Genomic DNA, 25,063 nt, shown 5'->3' on the forward strand with positions numbered 1-25,063 from the left:
CCGGTCCGTCCTGGTTCTAGTCGGTGAGGCCGAGCTTCTTGGCCTCCTCGGTCAGTTCCTTGCCCGCGGTGACGCCCTGCAGCTCGTGGGCGAGCTCTTCGAGTTCGGAGCCGCCCGCCATGAGGGCGGTGAGCTCGTCCAGGGTGATGTCGCCCTTGCTGTGGTAGCCGATGCTGCGGCCGCGTTTGAGGAGCAGGAAGCGGTCGCCGACCGGGTAGGCGTGGTGCGGGTTGTGGGTGATGAAGATGACGCCGAGCCCGCGTTCGCGCGCCTGGACGATGTAGCGGAGGACGACGCCCGCCTGCTTGACGCCGAGGGCGGCGGTGGGCTCGTCCAGCACGAGCACCTTGGCGCCGAAGTAGACGGCGCGGGCGATCGCGACGCACTGGCGTTCGCCGCCCGAGAGAGTGCCGATGGGCTGGTCGACGTCGCGCAGGTCGATGCCCATGGCGAGGAGTTCGCTCTTGGTCGTCCTGCGCATGAACTCGATGTCCATGAGCCCGAACGTCTTGCGCTTCTCCGAGCCGAGGAAGAAGTTGCGCCATACGGGCATGAGCGGGACGACGGCGAGGTCCTGGTAGACCGTGGCGATGCCGCGGTCGAGCGCCTCCCGGGGCGAGGCGAAGGACACCGCCTCGCCCTCGACCTGGTACGTGCCGGTGTCGTGGCGGTGCAGACCCGCCACGATCTTGATGAGGGTGGACTTGCCGGCGCCGTTGTCGCCGAGCACGCAGGTGACCTCGCCGGGCGAGACCTCCAGGGACACCTCGCGCAGGGCGATGATGTTGCCGTAGTTCTTGCCGACCTCGTCGAGCCGGACCAGCGGCCGTGCCGTTTCGATCTTCTCGGTCGTCATCCCGACTGCTCCACTCGGCGGCGCACGATGAGGTTGACGACGGTGGCGATGAGCAACATCGCGCCGAGGAAGAACTTGAACCAGTCGGGGTTCCACTCGGCGTACACGATGCCCTTGTTGACCATGCCGAAGATGAACGCGCCGATGGCGGCGCCGATCGCCGATCCGTAGCCTCCGGTCAGCAGGCAGCCGCCGATCACCGCGCAGATGATGAAGAAGAACTCGTTGCCGACGCCCTCGCCGGACTGCACCGAGGCGAACGCGAACAGCAGGTGCATCCCGGAGAACCAGGCGCAGAACGCGACCCCCATGAAGAGGCCGATCTTGGTCCGGGTGACCGGGACGCCGACCGCCCGGGCGCTGGCGGCGGCGCCGCCGGACGCGAAGATCCAGTTGCCCGTGCGGGTGCGCAGCAGGATCCAGGTCGCCACCGCGACGAACAGCAACCACCAGAAGACCGTGATGTTGACGTTGACGCCACCGATCACCACGTCGGACGCGAACACGCTCCGCGCCGTGGCGAACCCGTCCATGTCGCGGATCGAGTCGCTGGCGACGTTGCCGGTGACGGCCTTGGTGACGCCGAGGTTGGCGCCGGCCAGCATGAAGAACGTCGCCAGCGTGATGATGAAGCTGGGCAGCCCGGTCTTGACGTAGAGCAGCCCGTTCAGGAACCCCAGCGCGAGCGTGAGGACGAGCGAGATCACCACGCCCGCCCACACGTTCAGCGTGAGCTGGTAGCTGAACAGCGCGGCGATCAGCGCCGACGTCGTCACCATCACCCCGGCCGACAGGTCGAACTCGCCGCCGATCATCAGCAGCGAGACGCCGACCGCCATGATGCCGAACGTGGAACCCGCGTACAGCACCGTCGAGAACGAGCTGGCCTGCAGGAACGCGTCCGCGACGACGGAGAAGAACACGAACACCGCCACCGCGCCGATCAGTGCGCCGAGTTCCGGGCGTCCCAGCAGCCGCCGCAGTGGCGACCGCCGGGTGACCCGTTCGTCGGCCGCGACCCGCGGCGGCTGGACGACTGCCTGACCCATCAGCGCGTGCCCTGGTTGGCGAACTGCTCGATCGAGGCCGCGGTGTCCTTGGTGACGATGGCCGGTCCGGTCAGCACCGGCCGCCCGCCGCCGAGGATGTTGCCGTTGTTCTTGAGCAGCCAGATTCCGTCCACCGCCTCGTACCCCTGCAGGTAGGGCTGCTGGTCGACGGCGAACTGGATGGTGCCCGACTTGAGGGAGGCGACCAGCTCCTTGTTCATGTCGAACGTGGCGATCTTGGCCTGGCTGCCCGCCTCCTTGGCGGAGTCGACGGCGGTGGCGGCGATCGCGGCGTTCAGGGTCAGGATGCCGTCGATGGACTTGTCGGCCTGCAGCTTGGCGGTGATGGACGACTTGACCTGCGGCATGTTGGTGCCCTGCACGAAGAGGTTCTGCATCGAGCCGCCGAAGGTCTTCTTGGCACCGGCGCAGCGGTCCTCCAGTCCGACGTTGCCCTGCTCGTGGATGACGCACAGCGCCTTCTTCGCATTGGACTTGGCGAGCTCGCGCCCGGCGGCCTCGCCCGCCACGGTCTCGTCCTGCCCGAAGTGCGCGACCGCGCCGTACTGCGCGGACACGTCGGCGCCCGAGTTGATCGACACGACCGGGATCTTGGCCGCGGTGGCGCGCGCGACGACGTCCTTCAGCGCGTCCGGCTTGGCGAAGGTGACGATGATGCCGTCCACCTTCTTGTCGATGGCCGCCTGGACGAGCTGCGCCTGCTTGCCGCCGTCCGGGTCGGCCGAGTAGAGGAACTCCACGTTGTCCTTGGCGGCGGCCGCCTTGGCGCCCTTCTGGACGATGTCCCAGAACGTGTCGCCCGGTCCGGAGTGCGTGACCATGGCGACCTTGAGCCTCGGCCCGGCACCGCCCACGCCCGGCGTCTTCTCTGCCTCTTTGCCGCCCGACTCACTGCACGCGGTGAGCGCCAGGGACAGCACGCCCGCCACCGCCAGGGCCGTCAGGCCGGACCTCCGTATGCGCTTCATTGGGCGTTCTCCGTTCTCCCCGAGTGGGGTGGGCTAGGAAAAAGCGAAGAAAGGTCACAGGTGGGAGCGTCGGGCTTGCCGCTCCTTCTCGTATCGGGCGCGGGCCTCCTGGGTCGTCTCCAGCGCCGACACCTCGGCGACGGGGACGTCCCACCAGGCCTCGCTGCCGGGAGCCGACACGAGCGGATCGGTCTCGACGTGGACGACGGTCGTGCGCGCGGACTCCTTGGCCCGCTGGAGCGCGGCACGGAACTCGGCGATCGTGCCGGCGCGCTCGACGTCGGCGCCGAGACTGGCGGCGTTGGCGGCGAGGTCGACCGGGAGCAGGTCGCCCTCGCGGTCGCGGTAGGCGGTGCCGAAACGCTGGGCGCCGACCGTCTCCGACAACCCGCCGATCGAGGCGTAGCCGTGGTTGTTCACGAGGACGACGATGAGCTTGGCCCCCTCGGCGACGGCGGTCACCAGTTCCTGCGCCATCATCAGGTACGAGCCGTCCCCGACCAGCACGAACACGTCCCGGTCGGGCGCCGCGAGCTTCACCCCCAGCCCGCCGGCGATCTCGTAGCCCATGCAGGAGTAGCCGTACTCCACGTGGTAGCCCTTGGGGTCCCGGGCGCGCCACAGCTTGTGCAGGTCGCCCGGCATCGCCCCGGCGGCGCACACCACCACGTCACGCGGCCCGCTGACCTCGTTGACGACGCCGAGGATCTCCGATTGGGCGGGGAGCGGCGTGTGGCCGAGGGCATAGGCCTGGTCCACGGTCTTGTTCCAGCGCGCGACCAGGATCCGGGTCTCCTCGCGGTAGGGCTCCGGGACGGTCCAGTCACCGATCGCTCCGCGCAAGGCGGCGAGCCCGGCCCGGGCGTCGGCGACCAGCGACTCTCCCGCAAGCTTGGCGGCGTCGAACGTGGCGACGTTGAGGTTGACGAACCGTACGCCCGGCCGCGCGAAGAGGCTGCGTGAGGCGGTGGTGAAGTCGCTGTAGCGGGTGCCGATGCCGAGCACGACGTCGGCCTCGCGCGCGAGCGCGTTGGCGGCGGTCGAACCGGTGGCGCCGATCGCGCCCACGGCACACGGGTGATCCCAGGCGAGCGAGCCCTTGCCCGCCTGCGTCTCGGCGACGGGCACGCCGGTCTGCTCGGCGAACGCACGCAGCTCGCCCGAGGCACCCGAATAGATGACGCCGCCGCCCGCGACGACCAAGGGCCGCTCCGCGGCCGTGAGGAGCGCCGCCGCCCGCGCGAGCGCGGCGGGCTCGGGCACCGGGCGGCCCACGTGCCAGATGCGGTCCTCGAACAGCTCGTCCGGCCAGTCGTACGCCTCGGCCTGGACGTCCTGCGGCAACGCGAGCGTGACCGCGCCGGTCTCGGCCGGATCGGTCAGCACGCGCATCGCGGCCAGCAGCGCGGACGGAAGCTGTTCCGGACGGTTGATCCGGTCCCAGTACTTCGACACCGGCTTGAGGCAGTCGTTGACCGACACGTCGTACGAACGGGCGTCCTCCAGTTCCTGGAGGACGGGGTTGGCGCTGCGCGTGGCGAAGATGTCGCCGGGGAGCAGCAGCACGGGGAGGCGGTTGACCGTGGCCAGCGCGGCACCCGTGACCAGGTTGGTCGCGCCGGGACCGATCGACGTCGTGCAGGCGTACGTGCGCAGCCGGTCCTGCGTGCGCGCGTACCCGACGGCCGTGTGGACCATCGCCTGCTCGTTGCGGGCCATGTGATAGGGGAAGCCCTCCTCCAGCAGTGCCTGCCCGATCCCCGCCACATTCCCGTGTCCGAAGATTCCGAAGCATCCCGAGATCAAACGGTGACGTTCGCCGTCCCGTTCCGACCACTGGTGCGCCAGGAAACGGACGGTCGCCTGCGCGACGGTGAGCCTGGTCATCGTTCCTCCACCGAGGTCAACGGGAGCCTGGGGTCGATGTCCTGGGTGGTCCACGTCTCGCGGATCCAGGTGTGGGCCGGGTCGTCGCAGATCCGCCAGGCGCGTTCGTCCGAGGGCCCGGCCATCACGTTCAGGTAGTAGAGATCATGTCCCGGCACCGCCATCGACGGGCCGTGCCAGCCATGCGGGATCAGCACGGCGTCCCCGGTGCGGACCTCTTCGAGCACGTCCGTCGAGCCGTACACCCGCTGGTAGGCCATGCCGGCCGGGCCCTCGACCTCGAAGTAGTAGATCTCTTCGAGGACGGACTCCGTCGGCGTCTCCTCGTCGTGCTTGTGCGGCGGGAACGACGACCAGCAGCCGCCCGGGGTCAGGACCTCGCAGGCGATGAGCTTGTCCGCGTACGGGAACCCCTCGGGCGTGCCGAAGTTGTTGACCTGGCGGCTGGCCGGTCCCGCGCCGCGCAGCTCGACCGGCACCCGCCCCGCCGGGCCGTACCGCGGCACGAGCCGTTCGCGGCACCGTGCCCCCGCCAGCGCGAACCGTCCCCGCCCTGTGACGGTGACCTGCGCGTCGCGCGGCACGTAGGCGAAGTCGGTGACCCGGGTGAAGACGGTGCGGCGGCCGCGCAGCTCCAGGACCTCCCCGTCGCAGGTGACGCGGCACGAGCCGGAGAGCGGCAGCACGATCATCTCGAACTCGCCCGTGCCGAACGTGTGCGCGCCGCCGGCCGGCAGTTCGAGCACCCGCAGCGCGGTGTGCTCCCAACCGGCCGTCTCGGGCGTGATGATCACGCTGTACGGCTCGTCGGCGGTCGTCCCGGAGGGCAGGTGATGCTTCATCTCGAAGTCTCCCAGAGGAGTTCGTCCACTTCGGCCTCGGTCGGCATGGCGTCGGAGCAGGCCAGCCGTGAGGCCACGATCGCACCGGCGGCGCCCGCGAACGCGATGACACGCTCAAGGTCCCATCCGGCGAGCAGCCCGTGGCACAGGGCGCCGCCGAACGCGTCGCCGGCGCCCAGCCCGTTGACGACCTTCACGTGGGCGGGCGGGACCTCCACCATCTGATCCTCCGTCGCGGCGAGGACACCCTCCGGGCCCCGCTTCACGACGGCGAGTTCGAGACCGCGGTCGAGGAGGGCACGGGCGGCGGCGTGCGGCTCTCGCTCCCCCACCGCGACCTCGCATTCCTCCAGGTTCCCGACGGCCACGGTGGCGTGCTCCAGTGCGGACTGCGCCCAGCGCCGGGCGTTCTCGGGCGCGGACCAGAGCATCGGCCGGTAGTCGAGGTCGAGCACGGTCCGGCCGGCGCTCCCGGTGTGCTCGGCGAGCGCGGTCAGGGTGGATTCGCGGCTCGGCTCCTGGGACAGCCCGGTCACCGTGGCCCAGACGAGCCGCGCCGAACGGATGGCGTCCAGGTCCAGCTCGTCCGGCCGGATCTCCAGGTCGGGGGCCTTCGGATACCGGTAGAAGTAGAGCGGGAAGTCGTCCGGCGGGAAGATCTCGCAGAACGCCAGCGGTGTGGGCAGGCCGGGGACCGCCGTGACGAAGCGGTCGTCCACCCCGTACCCCTTGAGCGCCCGGTGCACGAACCGGCCGAACGGGTCGTCGCCGGTCCGGGTGATCACCGCGGCGCGGCGGCCGAGCCGGGCGGCGGCCACCGCCACGTTGGTGGGGCTGCCGCCGAGATACTTGCCGAACGTCTCGACGTCCTCCAGCGGGACGCCCACCTGGTGCGGGTAGACGTCCACGCTCACCCGGCCCATGGTGATCAGGTCGTACCGGCTCGTCGTCACGGCGCCCCCTCTGTCAGGCCGACCTCCGTCAGGTCGGCCTCGGCCAGGTAGTCGAGGCTCGCCCGGACGTCGTCGCAGGGACCGCCGCCCGGCCCGGGTTCGGTGGTGAGCACGGTGTCCTGCTCCATGACGTACCAGCCTTCGTACCCGGCGTTCTCCAGACTGCGGACGATCCCGGCGATGTCAATGTCCCCGCGGCCGAGCGGCCGGTACATCCCGGTGCCGACGGCCTCGGTGTAGCCGGTCCGGCCCGTGCGCACCTGGTCGGCGAGCTGCGCGTCCACGTCCTTGAGGTGAACGTGCGCGATCCGGTGGGCGGCGGTGCGGGCCAGCCAGGACGGGTCGGTACCGCCGATGAGGAGGTGGCCGGTGTCGAGGCAGAGCGGGATCCCGCATTCGCCGAGGACCATCTCGACCTCGTCGCGGCGTTCGACCATCGTGCCGACGTGCGGATGCAGGACCGCGCACCGCCCGCGGTCGGCGGCCATGGCGGAGATCGCGTCGAGGTTGGCCAGCAGGGTCGTCCAGCCCTTGGTGTCCAGGGCGGGCCGCCGGTCATAACCGTCGAGCCCGGTGACCGCCGCGAGCACCAGCGTCGCACCCTGGCCGAGGTCGTCGAGAGCACGCTCGGCCTCCGGCCTCGGGTCGTACGCGGGGTCGTGCAGGACGACGGGCACGAATCCGCCGATCAGTTCAAGCCCGTATGACTCAAGTAGCTCGTCGCGTTCAGCCCGCCCGGCCGGGAGGAACCCGGCGGGGCCGAGCTCGGTCGCGGTGATGCCGAGCTCGCGCATCTCGGCCAGCACCCGGTCCGGTGCCAGCTGGTGCCCCCAGCCCGGCACCTCGCACACGCCCCATGAGATCGGTGCCCCGGCGATCCTCATCGGCGTACCTCCTCGGTCCTCATCGGCGTACCTCCTCGATCTCGACGACCCTGCCCTCGCGCCTGGAGAGCTCGCACGCCTCGGCCAGGTAGCAGGCTTCGAGCGCCTCCTCGGGCGGGCACGGGTTGCTCCGCCGCCCGGCGACCAGGTCGGTGAACGCGCGCAGCTCGGCGTCGTACGCGGCGGCGAAGCGTTCGAGGAAGCCGCTGTAGGCCTCGGCGGCGTGCCCGGCAGAGTGAGCCCGTTCCGGTATGGGGCTGATGGGAGTCTGGTCGTCCAGCCCGGCGACGACGCTGTCCTTGGAGCCGAAGACCTCCAGCCGGACGTCGTATCCGGCTGCGTTGTAGCGGGTGGCCGACGCCGTGCAGAGGGTGCCGTCGTCCAGCGTGACGAGGGCGGTCCCGGTGTCGACGTCGCCGCTCTCCTGGAAGATCTCGTCGCCCTTGTTGGCGCCCATGGCCATGACCCGGGCCACCTCGCGGCCGGTGACGAAGCGGATGGAGTCGAGATCGTGGATCACGCAGTCGCGGAAGAGCCCGCCGGAGGTCGGGATGTACCCCGCGGGCGGCGGCGCCGGGTCGAAGCTGCACGACCGCACGGTGTGCAGCCAGCCGAGCCGCCCGGAGGCGACCGCGTCCCGTGCCACCAGGTAGCCCGCGTCGAAGCGGCGCTGGAAGCCGACCTGCACGGGCACGCCCGCGGCGCGTGCGGCGGCCACTGTTTGGAACGTTCCATCAAGAGTCGAGGCCAGCGGCTTCTCGCAGAACACCGGCATTCCGGCGGCCACGCTCCGGCCCACCAGGCCCGCGTGCGCGTCGGTCGCGGCGGTGACCACCAGGCCGTCGGCGCCCGCGGTGAACAGTTTCTCGACGGAGTCGACGGCCCGCGCGCCGCGCACCCTGGCGGCCAGATCGCGGGCCCGTCGTGGATCGGCGTCGGCCACCAGCACGGCCTCGACCTCGGGCAGTGCGGCCAGCGCGGCGGCATGGCGGGCTCCGATGCGCCCCGCACCGGCCAGTGCGATTCTCATGAGTCCCCTCCCGTTCTCGGTTGGGTGGGACCCGAGTGTGATGGAGCGTTCCAGCACCGTCAACGGCCGGGACCAGATTCAACGGCAAAAGATGAAGACCGAAACCGGAAAGACCCGTCTCGATTGAATCCTCACCCGACCAAACGCTAGTTTGATCGCATGCGGGTCTTCCTCACCGGCGCGTCCGGCTTCGTCGGGTCGTACACCGTGGCCGCCCTGCTCGCGGCCGGGCACCGGCCGCGCGCCCTGGTCCGCGACCCGGGCAGGGCCGCCAAGGTCCTCAACGCCGTCGGCGTCCCCGCCGAGAACGTCGAGCTCGTGCCCGGCGACATGCTCGACGAGGCCTCCGTGGCCGAGGGCCTGGACGGCTGCGACGCCGCCATCCACGCCGCCGCCGCGATCGGGGTCACCGGCGCCGAGGCGAACATCGTGAAGGTCAACGTCGACGGCACCCGCAACGTCATCGGCGGCGCCGTGGCCCGCGGGCTCGACCCGGTGGTGCACATCTCGACCGTCGCCGTCTTCGTCCCGCCGTCCGGACCCGTCATCACCGCCGAGGCTCCGCTCGCCACACCGCGCACCGACTACGGCAGATCCAAACTGGAGGCCGAACGGTACGTACGCGGCCTCCAAGACGAGGGCGCGCCCGTCACGATCCTCTACCCCGGCGGCGTCTGCGGGCCCCATCAGCCGACGCTGGACGCGCTGATGGAAGGGCTCGCCGGGGCCCTCGGCAAGGCCTGGCCGATGCCGCGCGGCGGCGTCTCGATCATCGACGTCCGCGATCTGGCGGAGGCCGTCGCGCGCACGGTGACCGCCAAGCGGAGCGGCGAACGCTGGCTGCTCGGTGGCCACTATCTGACATGGCCGGAGTGCGCCGATCTCTGCGACGACCTCACCGGGGTGAAGTGCCGCCGACTCACCGTGCCCGGCTCCGTCATGCTCGGCCTGGGGTCGGCGCTCGACCTGGCCAAGCGCGTCAGGACGTTCGACTACCCGCTGACCCGGGACGCCGCCGAGTTCATGGTCAAGCTCGTGCCGACCGACGACCGGCCCGCCCTCGACGCCCTGGACCTCGAACTGCGGCCGGTCCGCGACACCGTCGAGGACGGGCTCCGCTGGCTGGCCGCAGCCGGCCACCTCGATCCGCGCAAGGCCGGACGCCTCGCCCCGACCCCGAACCTCAAGGAGCAGAAGATGCCCACCCTCATCCAGCGCACGATGGGCCCCATCATGCAGCGCGTCTCCGGCTCCCCCGTGTTCGCCAAGATCGGCCCGAAGATCGTGCCACCGTTGGACCGCGCCCTGCACAAGGCCAGCGGGGGCCGGTTCCTGCTCGGCCAGGCGCTCGTGCCCAGCCTCGTCCTCACCACGACGGGCGCGGTCAGCGGCAAGCCCCGGCAGGCACCGCTCGCCTGCATGCCGGAGCCGGACGGCACCTGGGTCATCGTCGGTTCCAACTTCGGCCGTGAGAAGCACCCGGCCTGGACCGGCAACCTCCTCAAGAACCCCGACGCCGAGGTGAGCTTCCGCGGCCGGACGGTGGCGGTCACCGCGCACCTGCTCGACGACGCCGAACGCGCCGAAGTGTGGCCGAAGCTCATGAAGGTCTGGCCGGTGTACGACCGCTACGTCGAGCGTGTGGACCGCCAGCTGCGCATCTTCCGACTGACGCCGAAGGACGCTTGACCCCCAAGGACCCGGCGCCGACTTCGAGACACGCCCTACCCCTGCGGGAGGCTGGTGACGCCGAGGTCCCCGGCGAGTCTGGCCATGGTGTCGGAGATTCGGGCCGTGGCGTTCAGACGCCGCCACAACGCGAGGGCTCGCAGCCGGGCGTCGACGGCGGCGTGCTGGTCGCCGGAGGCCTCGGCGAGCGCCGCCAGGATGTCGAGGGCGGCGGCCTCGTCCCACCGGTGGCCGTGCGCGCGGGCGCGATGCAGGGTCTCGCGGGCCAGCTCATCGGCATCGCCGAGCCGGCCCGCGGCGACCAGCAGCGTGCCGATCTCGCCGACGACCGAGGTGCTCTCGAAATCGTCCCCCAGCCGCATGATGATCGTTATTCCCCGTTCCAGGCAGGCGACCGCGTCGTCGATCCGGCCGAGCTTGAGGTACGCCAGCCATGCGGTCTTGAGCGTCCACAGCTCCGCCATGGGAGCGCCGCACGCCTCGAACGCCGCCGCGGCCTCCTCCAGGAGTGACAGGTAGTCGCCCCGCTCCCCCGCCTCGCGGCTGCTCAGGCAAAGGGTGAAGGCGAAACGGCCGATGCCGAGGGGATCCCTGGCGCGCCGGGCCTCCTGCAGCGGCCGGCAATGCTCGTCCAAGGACGCCGCCGGCAGGGGTTCGTGCTCGTACGGCGGGAGCGACTGGTAGGCGGCCAGCGCGCGTTCGGCGTACTGGAGACCCTCGCCGAGCTGAAACCGGCTCGACTCGCAGTCCACGAGGAGTCCGAGCATGCAGGCCTGCCCGAGGCGATCCCCGGCCCGCTCGGCCACCCGCAACCCGGCGTGCAGAGCCGCGCTCCACTCGTCGAACCGGCCCTGCAGGTCGAAGTAGGTGGTCACGCTCTGCGCCAAGGGCCACGCCGCCCCGAGGTCGTGGTCCTCGGCCGATCTCACTTGGCCGGACAGCTGGACGCGTTCCTCATCGAACCAGCTGAGCGGTGCGGCTCGTACGGCCTCGTGCATGTGGGCGGGCGCGCGCCAGAGCGGGGGCGGTGCAGGGTCCAGACCGTACCAGTGCGGGAGTTCGGCATCGGCCGTCGCGGCCAGGTCCTGCCAGCCGCCCAGCAGGCGGCGGAGCGCGGGGATCCGATCGGCGGGGTCCGCGAGTTCGGCGGCCATGAGATGGATCAGATCGTGCACGTGGTACCGCGGCCCGGTCACGCCGCGGCCGGCGGGTTCGACCAGGTGGACGTCCACGAGGTCGTCCAAGAGGCGCTCGGCCTCCGCGGCGCCGACCGCGAGCAGGGCGGCGGGCACCCACGAGGGGAACTCCGGGACCTCCAGCGCCCCGAGACGCCGGAAGAGGCGCTGCTGATCGGGGCTCAGCGCGGAGTAGGAGTCCTGGAAGCTGGCCCGCACGCCGACGTCGCCCTGCTTTAACCAGTCGAGCCGGTCACGATGGGACGCCAGGCGCCGTGCCATGTCCTGGACCGTGAGATCGGGCCGCGTACGAAGGCGCGCGGCGGCGATCCGGACGGCGAGCGGCAGCCCACCGCACAACCGGACGATCTCGGCCGCCGCCTCCGGCTCGGCCGCGGCGCGCTCCGGGCCCGCGATGGCTCCGAACAGGCGCAGGCCCGCGTCGGCGGGCAGCGCGTCGAGCTGGACGGACCGCAGCGCGCCCTCACCCGACAACCGCCGGCGGCTGGTGATCAGCACCGCGCAGCGCGGCTCGGCGGGCACCAGCGGGCGCAGTTGCTCCTCGTCCGTCACGTCGTCCAGGACGAGGAGCACGCGGCGGGTGGCCAGCAGCTCGCGGAACAGGGAGCCGCGTTCGTCGACCGCCTGCGGCACGCCCGCGGGCGGCACGCCGAGCGCGTGCAGGAAGGTCGCCAGCACCCCGGCGGCGTCGGCGGTGCCGAGCCGCGCGTAGAGCTGGCCGTCCGCGTAGGCCTCGCGGTTGCGGTGGGCCAGGCGCAGGGCGAGCGCGGTCTTGCCGATGCCACCGGGCCCGGTGATCGCGATCCGCGGCGGCGCCGCCCGTGGCCCGCTGGACGACAGGACGGCGTCCAGCTCGGCCAGCAGCTCTTCCCGGCCGACATGGTCGACGACGTCGGCGGGGAGCTGGCGAGGCACGACGTACGGGAGGCCTCGCACGGCGTCGGCGTTCTCCGCGCCGTGCACACCCGTCAGGATCGCCCGGTGGAGCTGCTGGAGCCGGGTCGACGGCTCGATCCCCAGCTCGGCCACCATGCGTTCGCGGGCGTCCCGGAACACCGCGAGGGCGTCGGCCGGTCGCCCGGCGCGGGAGAGGACGGTCATGAGCTGGCCGCTGAAGCGCTCCCGGAGCGGGTGTTCCCGGACGAGCGCGTGCAGTTCGGCGGCGAGCTCGTCGTGACGGCCCCGGGCGATGTCGGCGTCGATCCGGTCCTCCAGCGCGGCCAGCCGGAGATCCTCCCAGCCCGCCGCGGCCTGCCGTACGTACGGCGAAGCCACGTCGGCGCAGATCTGCCCGCGCCAGCGAGCCATCGCCACGTGCAGGAGCTCGGCGGCGAGCAGGTGCTCACCCGCCGCCATGTGCCGCTTGGCCCGCTCGACCTCGCGCCGGAAGACCAGAAGGTCCAGCTGATCGTCCGACATCCGCAACCGGTATCCGGGCGGGACCGTGTCGATCGGTGCGGACGTGCGTTCGCCGCCCGCGCCCAGTTTGCGGCGCAGACGGGACACCATGCCCTGGAGCTGCACCCGCCATGAATTGGGCGGCTCGCCCTCCCACAGCGCCTCCGCCAGCCGGTCCACCGACACCACCCGGCCTGCCTCCAGGAGGAGCAGGCCGAGCACGGCGCGCGGCTGGGGACCGCCCACGTCCAGCGGCACGCCGTCGCGTTCGGCGACCACCGGGCCGAGGACGCGGAAGTACAGCCCACCGGGCATAGGGGTCTACCTCACGGCATGCGGAAAGGAGGGCGGGGAGGCGCCCACTGTAACCGCTCCGCTCCCGTTATGCCGAAGTTCCGCCAACCGCTATGCGCCTGTGGTCATCACCTCTTTGTCCCTGCCCCCGCCTCGGCCGCCGTACGAGGCGGGGCCGCGCTCAGAAAGTCACGATCTCCCCGATGGATGGGGCGTCTCCGCGGCGCGGACACGTACCGGATCTTCTCCGATGGCGCGCGCCCCGCAATATGGCCCCGCCCTCGCGAAGACGCCCCGTCCTCCCGTGCGCACAGAGCATCTCGCGAGCCGCTAACAATCCGCTAAGCACGACGGAACGCCTGTGCCAAGCCGCAGGGCCTGGCACAGGCGTTCGCTTCTGGAATCAGACGCTGACGGGGGTGTCGGTGGTGGCGGGCTCCAGGGCCAGGTCCAGCACCTCACGGACGTCGCTGACAGCGAAGACCGTCATGTTCTCCAGCACCTCCGCCGGCACCTCCTCCAGGTCCGGCTCGTTCCGCTTGGGCACGATCGCGGTCGTGATGCCGAGGCGGCTGGCCGCGAGCAGCTTCTGCTTGAGCCCGCCGATCGGGAGCACCCGCCCGGTCAGGGAGACCTCGCCGGTCATCGCGACGTCCGACCGGACCGGCCGCCCCGACAGCAGCGACGCCAGCGCCGTGGTCATCGTGATGCCCGCGCTCGGCCCGTCCTTCGGGATCGCGCCGGCGGGCACGTGGACGTGCACGCCGCGCTCCTTCAGGTCGCCGACCGGCAGTTCGAGCTCGGCGCCGCGCGAACGCAGGTAGCTGAGCGCGATCCGGGCCGACTCCTTCATGACGTCGCCGAGCTGGCCCGTCAGGGTGACTCCGGTGTCGCCGGTCTCCTTGTCGGCCAGCGACGCCTCGATGTAGAGCACGTCGCCACCCGCGCCGGTGACCGCCAGACCCGTCGCGACCCCCGGAACGCCGGTCCGCCGCTCGGACCTGCTGAGCTCGACCTCCGGCGTGAACCGCGGCCGTCCCAGGTAGTCCTTCAGGTCCTCGGCGCCGACCGTGATCGGCAGCTCGGCCTTCTCCAGCGCCACGTTCGCCGCGACCTTGCGCAGCACCCGGGCGATCGACCGGTCCAGCGACCGCACGCCGGCCTCGCGGGTGTACTCGCCCGCCAGGAGCCGCAGGGCACCGTCCTCGAACGCGACCTCGGCGGCCTCCAGCCCGGCCTTCTCCAGCTGGCGCGGCAGCAGGTGGTCCCGGGCGATCGTGACCTTCTCGTCCTCGGTGTAGCCGTCCAGCTGAACGAGCTCCATGCGGTCCAGGAGAGGCCCGGGGATCGCCTCGATCACGTTCGCCGTCGCCAGGAAGAGCACGTCGCTCAGGTCGAGCTCGACCTCCAGGTAGTGGTCCCGGAACGTGTGGTTCTGCTCCGGGTCCAGGACCTCCAGCAGCGCCGCCGTCGGGTCACCCCGGTAGTCGGCGCCGACCTTGTCGACCTCGTCCAAGAGCACGACGGGGTTCATCGAGCCCGCCTCACGGATGGCCCGTACGATCCGGCCCGGCAGAGCGCCGACATAAGTGCGCCGGTGCCCGCGGATCTCCGCCTCGTCCCTGACACCACCCAGGGCGACACGCACGAACTTGCGGCCCATGGCCCGCGCCACGGACTCGCCAAGCGAGGTCTTGCCGACTCCAGGGGGACCGGCCAACGCCAGCACAGCGCCGGACCTCCGCCCGCCGACAACACCAAGCCCCCGATCCGCACGCCGCTTCCTTACGGCGAGGTACTCGATAATGCGCTCCTTGACATCACCAAGCCCCGCGTGGTCGGCGTCCAGGATCTCCCTCGCGCCCGCGATGTCGTACGAGTCCTCGGTCCGCTCGTTCCACGGAATGTCCAGGACCGTGTCGAGCCACGTCCGGATCCAGCCGCCCTCCGGGGAGGCGTCCGACGAGCGCTCCAGCTTGTCGACCTCCTTCAGAGCCGCCTCGCGCACCTTCTCCGGCAGATCCGCGGCCTCGATCCGGGCCCTGTAGTCGTCCTCCTCGTCCGCCGGGTCCCCGTTCAGCTCGGCCAGTTCCTTGCGGACGGCCTCCAGCTGCTGGCGCAGCAGGAACTCCCGCTGGGTCTTCTCCATCCCCTCCTGGACGTCCTTGCGGATGGTCTCCGCCACGTCCAGCTCAGCCAGGTGATCCCGCGCCCACCCGATCACCAGGGTGAGCCGCTCCACCACATCCGGGGTCTCCAGCACCTCGATCTTCTGCTCGATCGACAGGTAGGGCGCGTACCCCGCGTTGTCCGCCAGCGCCGAAGGGTCATCGATCTGCTGAACGACATCCACGACCTGCCAGGCGCCCCGCTTCTGCAGGATCGCGCTCACCAGGCCCTTGTACTCCTTGGCCAGCTCGTCCGCGCGCCCGCTGGCCGGCACCTCGATCTCAGTGCCCTCGACCCACAGAGCCGCACCCGGCCCGGTGGTCCCTGTGCCGATCTGCACACGGGAAACACCCCGTACAACAGCCCCGGGTTCTCCCCCCGGCAGCCGCCCCTCCTGCTCGATCACGCCCAGCGTTCCCACCGCGGCGTACTGCCCGTTGAGCCGAGGCACCAGCAGCACCCGCGGCTTGACGGCGGACCGGATGCCCGGCCCCTTCGACTGGGCCACCGCACGTGCCGCCTCGATGGCCGCCCGCACCTCCGAACTCTCGGAAAGGTCCAGGGGAACGACCATGCCCGGCAGAACGGCCCCGTCGTCCAGGGGCAGCACCGGCAGCGTCAGGGTCTCGCTCATGCTCAGCTCCAAAGTCTCGTAGGAACCCCACCCGAAGGTTGAGTCATACACACTCAAGAAAACGGAGCAGCAATTTGTTTCCTCAGCAACGTTCGCTCTCAGCGATCACCATCCCCCGCCCCGCCGCACGCCTCCCGCCCGGCCCTGCACCCGCAGCTCATCGCGATGAGCCTTGGCAGCCGAAACCTTCGAGATGGCGGCACGCCTACGCCAAGCAGTCCACGGATCGTCGGGCCAGTAGGTGCCCTTCCGGTGTCGCCGACCGTCTGAGTACGACGGCCGGGGCGGGTGAGTATGCGTACTCAGGTGGTCGCGCGGGGCTGCTGCAAGGTTGGCCACCGAGGTGATGCGGGTGAGTCGCGAGCTGGAACTGCGTCTGTCGTCGGAGACGGACTGTGAATGGATCCACCGCCTTCGGCATGAGGTGTACGCGCGGGAACTCGGGCAGCACGTGCCCAATGACGCCGGGCTGCTCACTGATGACGTGGACGGCGTCTACATCGTGGCGGCCCGCGGGGGTGAACCGGCGGGGTTCATCAGCGTGACGCCCCCGTGGGCGGGTCATTATTCGATCGACAAATACCTGCGGCGAGATGAGCATCCGGCGCTGTGTGAGGACGGGCTGTTCGAGATCCGGATCCTGACCGTCGATCCGGAGCGGCGGGGCGAGATGGTCGGCAAGCTGCTGATGTACGCGGCGCTTCGCTGGGTGACGGCGCACGGAGGCCGGAGCATCGTGGCCTTGGGCCGGGTCGAGCTGCTGCCGATGTACCTGGCGCTGGGACTGGCGTCGACTGGGACGATGGTGCGCTCGGGGGCGGTCGAGTTCCAGGTCCTGACCGGTGATGTGGCCGAGCTCTCCGACCGGCGGTACGGGTCCTTGCTGCGTGATCTCCCGGTGCGCTGGATGCTGGAGATGCCCTTCCTGCCCGAGGACGCGTTCTGCGCGCACGGCGGCGCCTCCGTCGAGGCCCTGGGCCGGGGATTCGACACGCTGGACGCGCGCCGCGACGTGGTGGCCGCCGACGTGCTCGATGCCTGGTTTCCGCCGGCCCCTGCGGCGGTCGCGGCCCTGACCGGGCAGGATTGGATCGCGCGGACCTCTCCGCCGGCGCAGGCGGACGGGTTGATCGAAGAGATCGCGCTTCGCCGGGGCATACCCGAGGCCGCCGTCGCCGTCGGGGCGGGTTCCTCCGATCTGATCTTCCGTGCGTTCCGCGGCTGGCTGGACGCCTCCAGCCGGGTGCTCCTGGTCGACCCGTGCTACGGCGAGTACGCGCACATCGTCGAGCGGGTGATCGGCTGCCGTGCCGACCGGTTCCAGCTGCGCCGCGAAGAGGGCTGGCGGATCGACCCGGAACGTTTCGCCCGCGCCCTGCGGGAGGGCTACGACCTGGTGGTCATCGTCAATCCCAACAATCCGACCGGGGTACATCTCGACGCGGCCGAGTTGCGAGAAGTGTTGGCGGGAGCGCCGGGGACACGGTTCTGGATTGACGAGGCGTACGTCGGTTACGCCAGCGCAGGGCAGTCGCTAGAGCCGTACGCGGCAGAGGCACCCAACGCCGTCATCTGCACCTCGCTGTCCAAGATGTACGCCCTGTCGGGCCTGCGAGCGGCCTATCTCACCGCGCCGCCGGCGATCGCAGCCGAACTGCGGCGTTGGACCCCGCCGTGGGCGGTGAGCCTGCCCGCCCAGATCGCCGCGGTGAGCGCGCTGCGCGATCCGGCGTACTACGCCGCTCGGTGGGCGGAGACTGCAGAGTTGCGAGCCGGGCTGGCAGCCGCGCTCGCCGCGGCCGGTGGGGATCTGCACGTCCGCGAGTCGGTGGCGAACTTCGTCCTTCTCACGCTGCCCCGGGGCGGGCTGGGAGCGGCCCTGCTTGTCGACCGGTGTCGGCGGCAGGGAGTGTTCCTGCGGGACCTGTCGCCGTCGTCCCCGGCGTTCGAAGGCAGGACCGTGCGAATCGCGGTACGCGACGCCCCGGCCAACGCCCGTGTGGCCGGCGCCGTCGCCGAGGCGCTGCGCCTCCCGTGACCGAGGTCGCGGATCTGGTCCCCGTCCTCGCCGGCGCGCTCATCGTCGGCGGCATCGCAGCCGGATTGTCCAGGCGGCGGGAGTACCTGCTGCGGTGGTGCGCCTGGGCGGCGGGCGTGCCCGTCGTGGTCGCCGCCCTGTATGTCGGCCCTGGCGGAGCGGCCGTCCTTGCCGCTGCGGCGGGAGTGGCCTGCACGCTGGAGTACGGCGCGTTGACCCGCCTGCCCTGGCTGGACCGCGGGATCCTCACCGTTGCCGTGCCGGCGGCGCCTGTGACGGCCTGGCTGGCGCCCGCCCAGTTGCCCCGGGTTCTGGCCCTCGCGATTTTCGTCGTCGCTTTGGTGCCGGTGGTGACCGGTGACGCGGCCCGTGGGCTTTCGAGGCTGTGCTTCGGCGTGCTGGGGGTGATCTGGTTCGCGCCGCTGGCGGGCGTGGTCCTGCTCGGCCCGGCGGTCCTGGCCTTGTTCGCCGCGGTGTCGATCTCCGACATCACCGCTTCGTTCAGCGGTCGGCTGCTGGGCGGACCGCGCCTTTCCCCGCTGTCGCCGGCCAAGCATTGGAGCGGTCTGATGGCCGGAACGGTCGCGGGCCTGGGCACGCTGGCCGTACTGGGGGCGCTCACGCCCCCTTTGGCCGTCGCGGTGGTGGCCGGTGCCCCACTCGGCGATCTGCTGGAGTCGATGGTCAAGCGAGGTGTGGAGGCCAAGGACTCCGCCTCCTGGCTGGCCGGCGCCGGTGGGCTGCTGGACAGGCTCGATTCTCTCCTGCTCGCCCTCGTGCTCGCCCTGGTGCTCAGCCACTGAATCGCCGCCCTCTTCAGAACGTCGAGGACGTCCGCGATTGACAGATCATAGAGCTAGGATCATATAGTACTAGTTAACTAGATGTATGAGGTGCACATGATCGAGTTCCATCTGGACGAGCGGTCGGGGCTGTCGCCGTATCTGCAGCTGGTGCGGCAGGTTCGGCAGGCGTTGCGGCTGGGGTTGCTGCGGGAGGGCGACCAGCTGCCCACGGTCAAGGAGGTCGTGGCGAGGCTGGCGATCAACCCCAACACGGTGCTGAAGGCCTACCGGGAGCTGGAGCACGAAGGGCTGGTGGCGGCACGGCCGGGCGTCGGCACGTTCGTGACCGCGACGCTGGCCGACGCCTCCCTGGCGGCGCACGGGCCGTTGCGGCAGGAGCTGCGGCGGTGGCTGGCCAAGGCGCGGCTGGCCGGGCTGGACGAGGAGAGCATCGAGGCCCTGTTCATGACGACCTTTCGGTCCGCCGCTGAGGAGGACATAGCGTGACCGTCCTGCGAGCCCAGGCGCTGGGCAAGAAGTACGGGAGCCATTGGGCTCTCAAGGACTGCGATCTGGACATCCCGGCCGGGCACGTGGTGGGGCTGGTCGGTCCCAACGGGGCGGGGAAGACCACGCTGATGAATCTGGCTGTGGGGCAGCTGCGGCCTACGGCGGGCGACATCACGGTGCTCGGGAACAAGCCCGGGTCCGGGCCGGCGCAGCTGGCCAGGGTGGGGTACGTCGCTCAGGACACCCCGACTTATGCGGGGCTGAGCATCGCTGACCATCTACGGCTCGGCGCGCGGCTCAACCCCGGCTGGGACGACGCTCTGGCGCGAAATCGCCTTGAGCAGCTCGGCCTGGGACTCGACCGTAAGGCGGGGAAGTTGTCCGGCGGGCAGCGTGCTCAGCTGGCTCTGACCCTGGGCATCGCAAAGCGGCCGGAGCTGCTGGTTCTGGACGAGCCGGTCGCGGCACTGGATCCGCTCGCGCGGCGGGAGTTCCTGCAGGGTCTGATGGAGGCCGCCGCCGAGCAGGAGCTCAGTGTTCTGCTGTCCTCCCACTTGGTGTCCGACCTGGAACGGGTCTGCGACTACCTGATCGTGCTCGTCGATTCCCGGGTGCGGGTCGCGGGCGAGGTCGAGGAGCTACTGGCCACCCACCATCGGCTCACCGGGCCGCGTCGTGACCGGCTGCCTGCTGATCAGCAGGTGGTGTCGGCGAGCCATACCGAACGCCAGAGCAACTTCATCATCCGGACTGAGGGACCGATTCACGACCCGGCCTGGACGGTCACGAAGCTCAGCTTGGAGGACCTTGTGCTGGCCTACATGGACGAGAGCACCGGGACGCGCCTGCGTCCTTTGGAGGTCCAGCGATGATCTGGCTGACCTGGCGGCAGTTCCGCGCCGCCGCCGCGATGACGGCCGCCGCTCTCGCCGCGCTCGCCGCCGTGCTGGCCCTGACCGGTCCGGGCATCGCGGACGACTACGCCTCCGGAATCGCCTCCTGCACCACTCAGCCCAACGGCTGCTCGCGCTACATCGAGACGTTCTTCCACGACCACCAGGCACCCTTCCTCGCCGTCACCGCGATCGTGCTGGTCCTGCCGGCCCTGGTCGGGCTGTTCTGGGGGGCGCCGCTGATCACCCGGGAGCTGGAGGCCGGCACGCACCGGCTGGTGTGGAACCAGAGCATCACGCGCACCCGCTGGCTGACCGTCAAGCTGGGGCTCATCGCCCTGGCGTCCATGACCGCGGCCGGACTCGGGAGCCTGGCGGTGACCTGGTGGTCCGGCCCCATCGACAAGGCGGCCGCCGGCAACTCCCCCGGCTTCCCGCGGATGGGCCCGCTGCTCTTCGACGCCCGCGGCATCGTCCCCATCGGGTACGCCGCGTTCGCCTTCGTCCTGGGGGTGACCATCGGGATTCTGATCCGCCGCACCCTACCCGCCATGGCCATCACCCTGGCCGTCTTCGTCGCCGTTCAGGTCGCCATGCCTCTCCTGGCCAGGCCCTACCTCATGGCGCCCGTCAAGTCGACCATCGAGCTGCCCCAGACGAAGATCGACATGCTCGGGATACAGGGCCGTGGCGGGCCTCTCTACCTGAGCCTGGAGTCTCAGGTGACCACCGATCCGGGCGCCTGGGTCCTGTCGAGCCGGCTCATCGACGCCTCCGGGAAGACGGTCGGCGACACGGTTCCCGTGTCCACGGAGTCAGGGCCCTGCGCACCGAGGCCGCCGGGGGAGCGAAGCGAGACGCGGGCCGAGCAGGCGCAGTCGCCGTGCCTCAACGAGCTGAAGCGGCTCGGCTACCGGCATGAGCTGACCTACCATCCCGCCAGCCGCTTCTGGTCCTTCCAGTGGTACGAGACCGCCATCTACACCGTTCTCACCCTCGGACTGGCAGGACTGTGCTTCTGGTTGGTCCGCCGGCGCCTGTCCTAGGGACCGCATGAATCGGCCTGGCACCGCCAAGAAGGCGGGGTTACGCTCGGCGTCATGGACCTTGGACTGGCACCGCACACGATCGTCACCGTCGTCGCGGTCGCGCTCTTCGGCGTGGCCGCGGTCATCACGGCGATCAAGCAGGAGCAGGGCCAGCTGCGGGCGCAGCGGCGGGTGGCCGCCGAGGTCGGCCGGCTGGAGCTCACCGAGATCCGCGGGCTCCTGCGGCAGGGCCTGGTGACGCCCCACCCCGAGTACTGGCAGGTGCTGGAGGAAGGGCTCGTGATGTTCCGGCCGCGGGACCGGCAGGAGGAGCTCCAGCGCCAGCAGCTGCTCCAGGAGGTACGGCTGAGGCTCATCGGCAGCTGACCGATCACGGCCGGGGACTGTGCGAATCGCGCTTTTTAGGTGATCATGATCCTTCGTACGACGAGGTGCGCGGTACCTGGAGGTTTCGTGAGAGTTGGTATTCGATTCGCCGCCGTGACCGGTGTGGCGATGGCCGCGGGCCTGGTGTCCGTCCCCGCCGCCCATGCGGCCGGCGGCGGTGTGCGGCACGACATCGTGGTGAAGGAGAACAAGCGAGGGTTCAAGGCGTTCGGGCCGGGCTTCGTCCTGAAGCTGAACAAGGACGGCATCGTCACGCGGGTCAACGAGGACAAGTTCGGCGATCCGAGCACCGGCAACCCGATCGTCCGGCAACTGATCGACTTCGCCGGACGCACCCTGCGGCCGTTCGTCTGCGAGAACGGGACGTACACGATCAAGGCCGGGACGTTCAAGCGGGCCTGGCGGTTCTCGGCGCTGGAGCGGCGACCTGCGATCTATCCCGAGCAGTTCCAGACCGCCTTCCCCGGGTTCGTCACCCCGTTCCTCGGGGAGATCGACGCGACCGTGACCGACGCCGCCGGGGAGACGCTGCGGGTCTACATCTCGGACCTGGGGTACGAGGCGCGGACGAAGAACGGCGGGTTCCGCGGCACGTACCCGATCCACGGGCTGATCGTGGACGGCAAGGGCAAGGTGCGCGACCGCATCTCGCTCCTCGGGCGCTTCAAGTCGGGGGCGGACGGGGCGAACGCCCGGTACTGGATCGAGGACCGGGGCACCTGCCACCAGACCGCCAACCTCAACTGGGGCCCCAACACCGACCGCGTGGTGGTGACCGGGCCTCTCCTGGTCCTGCCGTTCAACTCCCCTGTGGTGACGCCCAGGGGGTGACGTTCTGGCGTTGACGTTCTGGCGTTGACGTTCTGGCGTTGACGTTCTGGCGTTGACGTTCTGGCGTTGAGGCTGGTGCCGCTCTGGCGGCACCAGCCTCTTTTGTCGCGCGAACGCCCTCACCCTCCGTTGCCCATCGTGAACGACCCCAGCCGCCAAATCTTCGTTGACCTGGGTTTACGGCCCCATGACGCAGGGGTACTTACCGCAACGAGATCGTGACGCAGAGTGAAGGCGAACCCCTGGATCGGTAAAGATCCAGCTCCTGAACTCCGCCATTCGAGGGAGGGTCACATGCGGGATTCGACATCCGGCACCGCCATCACCGATCTCGTCGACGGCTTTCCACCTGCCTTGGTCCGGACGGCCGAGGGCGTTCCCGGCACGCCGCACACGGCGGCGCCCGGCGACACACCTCGGGTCCTCGGCCGTCCCGGACCGGCTCCCGCACTTCGCCCGGCACCGCTCACGGCATCCGGCGCGAAACCGACCGGCCTGCCGCCACGAGAGCGCGGAGTGGCGGCAGGCCGCCGATCCACGGGCACCAGACCAGACCACCACCGGACGCCGGCGCCGTACGCCCCCGCGGCACCGCCGTCCTCCACCGCCGGGCCGGCGGCATCTTCGAGCAATGCCGCCGGCCCGGCCATTCAGCCAACGCGCGGCTCGCCCGCCACCCCCGTCGGCGCGGGCGTGCCGCTCGCCAGCCGTCACCAGGCCGATCCGCTTCGGGAGGGAGGTGGGAACGGGACCTAACCGGAACGAACGGGCGGACCGGATCCTGTCCCGACCCCGTCCCGGGCCGCCCCGAAGGAAGTTCGCACCGCTGCGACGCACGGCCCGTGGAGGCACACCACCTCCACGGGCCGTGACGCTGCGCGCGCCACGGGTCGTGATGCTCCCGCCCGTCACGCGTCGTGGCGCTCCCGCTCTAGGACGTCTGGAACTTCTTGCGCCAGTACTGTCCGTGGATGACGTCGCCGAACCGTTCGACCGGCTCCTCCTCCAGTTCGAGCTCGAATCCGGTGGCACGGTAGATCCGGTGCGCCGGCCGCTGGAGCGCGGTCGTCCAGAGCATGATCTCCGCGTACCCGGCCTTCTCCGCGAAGCTCAGGCACTCGCGGACCAGGGCGGCGCCGATGCCCAGCCCGCGGGCGTGCGGCTCGACATGCAGCAGCCGTAGCTGGGCGACCGTCTCGTCCTTCTTCATACAGAAGACGCTGCCCACCGGTTCGCCGTCCACTTCGGCGATCCAGGCGTTCTCGCACGCGGGGTCGTGCGCCTCCCCGTACCCGGCGACGATCTTCGCGACGAGCGCCTCGTACGTGCGGTCCCAGCCGACCTCCTCGGCATACAGCGCCCCGTTCCGCTGCACGACCCAGCCGAGGTCGCCGGGCCGCAGCGGGCGCAGGGTGACGGGTGAGGATTTCGCCTCGCGGGACCGCGCCTCCTCGCCCAGCACGCTCCGAACGGTCTTCATGGCCGCCACCAGCCGGCGCCGGTCCTCGCCGGGCAGCCGTTCCAGCATCGCCCGGATCTCGCCGACGGAACGGTCGTCCAGCATCGCGAACACCTCCCGGCCGTGCGGCGTGAGCCGGACGACCTGGCGGCGCGCGTCCGCCGCGGACCGTTCCCGCGCGACGATGCCGTCGCTCTCGAACCGGGCCAGCATCCGGCTCAGGTAACCGGGGTCGAGATCGAGGCCGCGGCGCAGCTCCAGGACCTCGGTGGTGTCCCGCTGCGCCAGCTCGAAGATCACCCTTGCCTCGGTGAGGGAGTACGGCGTCTTCAGCAGGCCCTCGCCGAGCACTCCGATCACGCCGGTGTAGAAGCGGTTGAACGACCGGACCGTGGCGATCTCGTCCGCGATGACGTCCACGGCTCACCTCCGCACTTATGTTTGACTCAGTCAAACATAAGTGCGCGGAGCGTCCCCGGTCCAGCGAACGGGGGCGATCAGCCCTGGACGGCGGCCAGCTCCCGCGCCTCGCGGACGATCTTCCGCTCGATGAAGAAGGCGAGGAAGGGGATCAGGCCCGCGGACACCATGATGGCCATCTGCTTCAGCGGCCAGCCGGTCTTCCGCCACAGGTCATAGGCGATCGCCAGGTAGACGATGTAGAGCGCGCCGTGGATCGGCGAGATGATCGCCGACGGGGTCCCGTTGCCACCGATGTAGCGGATGGGCATTCCCACGAAGACCACGAGGAGCAACATCACGCCGACGACGATGGCCAGGAGGCGGTACCGGTTGATGGCCGCTTCCACAGATCACACCTTTCTCGGGGGAGGTGACGCGAGGACGGTCAGTCGCGCCGGTGGCTCTCGGAATTGAGACGCGCCAGGTAGCGGTTGTAGGCCGCCAGGGCGGGGTCCTCTTCCTCCTGCTGCCGGATGATCTCGCGCTTGACCGCGGCCTCCGCGGGCTCCTCGATCACCTTGGGCGCCGAGCGGCTCTCGTCGCCGCTCAGCTCGTCGCGGATCATCTTGATCCACATCACGATCACGAAGATGGCGAAGATCGGCCACTCGAAGGTGTAGGCCCAGCTGCGGTCGTTACCCGATTGGGCACGGTCGAACTGCCACCACCCGAAACCGAGGAACGAGGCGCACAGCACGATCGCCAGCGCATGCAGGCCGAGCCAGCCGGGGGTGAGGAACCTTCGCACGTCATCGAGACTACCGCCGCGCTCCGGCGAT

The 25,063-nt window shown here is 70.6% G+C and carries 22 protein-coding genes; 9 read left to right on the plus strand and 13 right to left on the minus strand.

All coding sequences use genetic code 11. The features are described 5' to 3' along the window. Window positions 1–16: 16 nt before the first annotated feature. The 8 genes from F8566_RS28665 to F8566_RS28700 are packed head-to-tail and all read right to left on the minus strand — an operon-like array spanning window position 17 to window position 8,490. Window positions 17–856: an ATP-binding cassette domain-containing protein gene (locus tag F8566_RS28665; protein ID WP_151564947.1), complete on the minus strand. Its 840-nt coding sequence runs from the start codon at window positions 854–856 to the stop codon at window positions 17–19. Continuing rightward, entirely contained in the window at window positions 853–1,905 is a 1,053-nt protein-coding gene (locus F8566_RS28670) for an ABC transporter permease (protein WP_151564948.1), read from the minus strand. The genes F8566_RS28665 and F8566_RS28670 overlap by 4 nt, the downstream gene beginning before the upstream one ends. Further along, the gene (locus tag F8566_RS28675; protein WP_151564949.1) at window positions 1,905–2,894 is read right to left on the minus strand and encodes a sugar ABC transporter substrate-binding protein; all 990 of its coding nucleotides are present in this window, start codon (window positions 2,892–2,894) and stop codon (window positions 1,905–1,907) included. The genes F8566_RS28670 and F8566_RS28675 overlap by 1 nt, the downstream gene beginning before the upstream one ends. A gap of 54 nt (window positions 2,895–2,948) precedes the next feature. Next, window positions 2,949–4,781 (minus strand): 3D-(3,5/4)-trihydroxycyclohexane-1,2-dione acylhydrolase (decyclizing), encoded by a 1,833-nt coding sequence (gene iolD, locus F8566_RS28680; protein ID WP_151564950.1) that lies wholly within the window; start codon window positions 4,779–4,781, stop codon window positions 2,949–2,951. After that, entirely contained in the window at window positions 4,778–5,623 is an 846-nt protein-coding gene (iolB, locus tag F8566_RS28685) for a 5-deoxy-glucuronate isomerase (protein WP_151564951.1), read from the minus strand. The genes iolD and iolB overlap by 4 nt, the downstream gene beginning before the upstream one ends. Continuing rightward, window positions 5,620–6,546 (minus strand): 5-dehydro-2-deoxygluconokinase, encoded by a 927-nt coding sequence (iolC, locus tag F8566_RS28690; RefSeq protein WP_151565022.1) that lies wholly within the window; start codon window positions 6,544–6,546, stop codon window positions 5,620–5,622. The genes iolB and iolC overlap by 4 nt, the downstream gene beginning before the upstream one ends. 26 nt (window positions 6,547–6,572) lie before the next feature. Beyond that, the gene (locus F8566_RS28695) at window positions 6,573–7,460 is read right to left on the minus strand and encodes a TIM barrel protein (protein WP_151564952.1); all 888 of its coding nucleotides are present in this window, start codon (window positions 7,458–7,460) and stop codon (window positions 6,573–6,575) included. 19 nt (window positions 7,461–7,479) lie between these two features. Beyond that, complete coding sequence (locus tag F8566_RS28700) at window positions 7,480–8,490, minus strand: Gfo/Idh/MocA family protein (RefSeq protein WP_151564953.1); 1,011 nt, start codon at window positions 8,488–8,490, stop codon at window positions 7,480–7,482. A gap of 159 nt (window positions 8,491–8,649) precedes the next feature. Between F8566_RS28700 and F8566_RS28705 the strand changes: the two genes are divergently transcribed. Then, window positions 8,650–10,179 carry a nitroreductase family deazaflavin-dependent oxidoreductase gene (locus F8566_RS28705; RefSeq protein ID WP_151564954.1) on the plus strand — a complete coding sequence of 510 codons (1,530 nt, stop codon included), beginning with the start codon at window positions 8,650–8,652 and terminating at the stop codon, window positions 10,177–10,179. A 35-nt stretch (window positions 10,180–10,214) separates the two neighbouring features. On the opposite strand, the gene F8566_RS28710 is transcribed toward F8566_RS28705, so the two are convergent. Next, the gene (locus tag F8566_RS28710) at window positions 10,215–13,088 is read right to left on the minus strand and encodes an AfsR/SARP family transcriptional regulator (protein ID WP_151564955.1); all 2,874 of its coding nucleotides are present in this window, start codon (window positions 13,086–13,088) and stop codon (window positions 10,215–10,217) included. Window positions 13,089–13,470: 382 nt separating this feature from the next. Beyond that, window positions 13,471–15,870 (minus strand): endopeptidase La, encoded by a 2,400-nt coding sequence (lon, locus tag F8566_RS28715; protein ID WP_151564956.1) that lies wholly within the window; start codon window positions 15,868–15,870, stop codon window positions 13,471–13,473. A gap of 352 nt (window positions 15,871–16,222) precedes the next feature. On the opposite strand from lon, the gene F8566_RS28720 reads away from it, so the two are divergent. The 8 genes from F8566_RS28720 (at window position 16,223) to F8566_RS28755 (ending at window position 23,119) form a co-directional block, all read left to right on the plus strand. After that, complete coding sequence (locus F8566_RS28720) at window positions 16,223–17,908, plus strand: aminotransferase class I/II-fold pyridoxal phosphate-dependent enzyme (RefSeq protein WP_151564957.1); 1,686 nt, start codon at window positions 16,223–16,225, stop codon at window positions 17,906–17,908. Then, window positions 17,905–18,711, plus strand: a complete 807-nt coding sequence (locus F8566_RS28725) for a phosphatidate cytidylyltransferase (protein WP_151564958.1) — start codon at window positions 17,905–17,907, stop codon at window positions 18,709–18,711. The genes F8566_RS28720 and F8566_RS28725 overlap by 4 nt, the downstream gene beginning before the upstream one ends. Before the next feature lie 96 nt (window positions 18,712–18,807). Next, complete coding sequence (locus tag F8566_RS28730; protein ID WP_151565023.1) at window positions 18,808–19,200, plus strand: GntR family transcriptional regulator; 393 nt, start codon at window positions 18,808–18,810, stop codon at window positions 19,198–19,200. Further along, window positions 19,197–20,075: an ABC transporter ATP-binding protein gene (locus F8566_RS28735; RefSeq protein ID WP_151564959.1), complete on the plus strand. Its 879-nt coding sequence runs from the start codon at window positions 19,197–19,199 to the stop codon at window positions 20,073–20,075. Before F8566_RS28730 ends, F8566_RS28735 begins: the two co-directional genes overlap by 4 nt. Continuing rightward, the gene (locus F8566_RS28740; protein ID WP_151564960.1) at window positions 20,072–21,142 is read left to right on the plus strand and encodes an ABC-2 transporter permease; all 1,071 of its coding nucleotides are present in this window, start codon (window positions 20,072–20,074) and stop codon (window positions 21,140–21,142) included. Before F8566_RS28735 ends, F8566_RS28740 begins: the two co-directional genes overlap by 4 nt. 54 nt (window positions 21,143–21,196) lie before the next feature. After that, window positions 21,197–21,511 carry a hypothetical protein gene (locus tag F8566_RS28745; protein ID WP_151564961.1) on the plus strand — a complete coding sequence of 105 codons (315 nt, stop codon included), beginning with the start codon at window positions 21,197–21,199 and terminating at the stop codon, window positions 21,509–21,511. Window positions 21,512–21,598: 87 nt separating this feature from the next. Further along, entirely contained in the window at window positions 21,599–22,363 is a 765-nt protein-coding gene (locus F8566_RS28750) for a hypothetical protein (RefSeq protein WP_151564962.1), read from the plus strand. Window positions 22,364–22,657: 294 nt separating this feature from the next. After that, window positions 22,658–23,119 (plus strand): hypothetical protein, encoded by a 462-nt coding sequence (locus F8566_RS28755; protein ID WP_151564963.1) that lies wholly within the window; start codon window positions 22,658–22,660, stop codon window positions 23,117–23,119. Window positions 23,120–23,294: 175 nt separating this feature from the next. Here the strand turns inward: F8566_RS28755 and F8566_RS28760 are convergent, their stop codons facing one another. The 3 genes from F8566_RS28760 to F8566_RS28770 form a co-directional block, all read right to left on the minus strand. Further along, the gene (locus F8566_RS28760; RefSeq protein ID WP_151564964.1) at window positions 23,295–24,242 is read right to left on the minus strand and encodes a bifunctional helix-turn-helix transcriptional regulator/GNAT family N-acetyltransferase; all 948 of its coding nucleotides are present in this window, start codon (window positions 24,240–24,242) and stop codon (window positions 23,295–23,297) included. A gap of 77 nt (window positions 24,243–24,319) precedes the next feature. Further along, window positions 24,320–24,631: a DUF3817 domain-containing protein gene (locus F8566_RS28765; RefSeq protein ID WP_151564965.1), complete on the minus strand. Its 312-nt coding sequence runs from the start codon at window positions 24,629–24,631 to the stop codon at window positions 24,320–24,322. A 38-nt stretch (window positions 24,632–24,669) separates the two neighbouring features. Next, entirely contained in the window at window positions 24,670–25,032 is a 363-nt protein-coding gene (locus F8566_RS28770) for a hypothetical protein (protein WP_151564966.1), read from the minus strand. Window positions 25,033–25,063: the final 31 nt, after the last annotated feature.

Origin of the sequence: Actinomadura rudentiformis, assembly GCF_008923185.1 — a bacterium.
In the GTDB taxonomy this organism is placed as follows: Bacteria; Actinomycetota; Actinomycetes; order Streptosporangiales; family Streptosporangiaceae; genus Spirillospora; species Spirillospora rudentiformis.

What these genes read in the sequence shown, in the direction of transcription:
- F8566_RS28665 (WP_151564947.1), bottom strand. Translation starts at nt 856, where the DNA reads ATGACGACCGAGAAGATCGAAACGGCACGGCCGCTGGTCCGGCTCGAC.
- F8566_RS28670 (WP_151564948.1), bottom strand. Translation starts at nt 1,905, where the DNA reads ATGGGTCAGGCAGTCGTCCAGCCGCCGCGGGTCGCGGCCGACGAACGG.
- F8566_RS28675 (WP_151564949.1), bottom strand. Translation starts at nt 2,894, where the DNA reads ATGAAGCGCATACGGAGGTCCGGCCTGACGGCCCTGGCGGTGGCGGGC.
- iolD (WP_151564950.1), bottom strand. Translation starts at nt 4,781, where the DNA reads ATGACCAGGCTCACCGTCGCGCAGGCGACCGTCCGTTTCCTGGCGCAC.
- iolB (WP_151564951.1), bottom strand. Translation starts at nt 5,623, where the DNA reads ATGAAGCATCACCTGCCCTCCGGGACGACCGCCGACGAGCCGTACAGC.
- iolC (WP_151565022.1), bottom strand. Translation starts at nt 6,546, where the DNA reads ATGGGCCGGGTGAGCGTGGACGTCTACCCGCACCAGGTGGGCGTCCCG.
- F8566_RS28695 (WP_151564952.1), bottom strand. Translation starts at nt 7,460, where the DNA reads ATGAGGATCGCCGGGGCACCGATCTCATGGGGCGTGTGCGAGGTGCCG.
- F8566_RS28700 (WP_151564953.1), bottom strand. Translation starts at nt 8,490, where the DNA reads ATGAGAATCGCACTGGCCGGTGCGGGGCGCATCGGAGCCCGCCATGCC.
- F8566_RS28705 (WP_151564954.1), top strand. Translation starts at nt 8,650, where the DNA reads ATGCGGGTCTTCCTCACCGGCGCGTCCGGCTTCGTCGGGTCGTACACC.
- F8566_RS28710 (WP_151564955.1), bottom strand. Translation starts at nt 13,088, where the DNA reads ATGCCCGGTGGGCTGTACTTCCGCGTCCTCGGCCCGGTGGTCGCCGAA.
- lon (WP_151564956.1), bottom strand. Translation starts at nt 15,870, where the DNA reads ATGAGCGAGACCCTGACGCTGCCGGTGCTGCCCCTGGACGACGGGGCC.
- F8566_RS28730 (WP_151565023.1), top strand. Translation starts at nt 18,808, where the DNA reads ATGATCGAGTTCCATCTGGACGAGCGGTCGGGGCTGTCGCCGTATCTG.
- F8566_RS28740 (WP_151564960.1), top strand. Translation starts at nt 20,072, where the DNA reads ATGATCTGGCTGACCTGGCGGCAGTTCCGCGCCGCCGCCGCGATGACG.
- F8566_RS28745 (WP_151564961.1), top strand. Translation starts at nt 21,197, where the DNA reads ATGGACCTTGGACTGGCACCGCACACGATCGTCACCGTCGTCGCGGTC.
- F8566_RS28755 (WP_151564963.1), top strand. Translation starts at nt 22,658, where the DNA reads ATGCGGGATTCGACATCCGGCACCGCCATCACCGATCTCGTCGACGGC.